Origin of the sequence: Psychrobacter sp. UBA3962 (assembly GCF_002385225.1) — a bacterium.
Taxonomy (GTDB): Bacteria; Pseudomonadota; Gammaproteobacteria; order Pseudomonadales; family Moraxellaceae; genus Psychrobacter.
On sequence record NZ_DGDC01000047.1, the window covers coordinates 1 to 771 of the forward strand.

1 protein-coding gene is annotated in these 771 nt (G+C 44.6%); it reads left to right on the forward strand.

Annotated features, from left to right (window positions below):
• On the forward strand, nt 1–771 hold a 771-nt coding region (locus B3S92_RS10995), incomplete at both ends, for a transferrin-binding protein-like solute binding protein (protein WP_296206075.1).

The window sequence follows — 771 nt, forward strand, 5'->3', positions numbered from 1 at the left end:
TGAACCGACACCAGAGCCAAATGAGCCAGAAACCAATAAGTCAGGTGTACAGTCTATCAACGTAGGCACATCAGCAGTTGAGATGCTTCCTCTTCCTGATTTCAAAGTAACTACACGTGACTTTGAAGCAGGAGATAACAATGTAATCGCTCGTGCTGACTTAGCATCTAATGAGCTATTGCCTGCTGTGGAAATTCAAACATCAGGTGACGGTGACAGTGATCTTGGCAGTGACTATAAGAGTCATGAAAACAATACTTCAATTCCAACGTCATTCGGTGATCTACCTCTTGAATACACCTCAGTGTATAAAGACTATGGCGATGATATGCGTATTGGTCATATTAACGGAGCAGCGCGATTAGGGGAGACAGAAATTCCTGTAGATGGTGTTGCTGTTGTTGGTCATGCAACCAAAGCTGAGAATATGCCAACTGAAGGCACTGTTGGCTATGAAGGTGATGCAACTTATCGCAAGCTAGGTATCGGTAATGACATCGAATTTGGTTCATCAGTATTTACAGCAGACTTTGTCGCTAAGAAAGTTAAAGGTGATTTAGAGTTCGCTAAAGCTGGTAAGATTGGTTTGACTGCAGATATCGAGGGCAATAACTTCTCAGGTACAGCAGATGCCAATGGTGGTTATGCAACTGAAGGTGGCTTCTACGGTGGTGATGCTCAGTATCTAGGTGGTGTGTATGAAGGCAATGGCGCACAAGGTACATATGGTGCAGTAGCAGAAACTCCTGCTCCAGAGCCAACGCCTGAGCC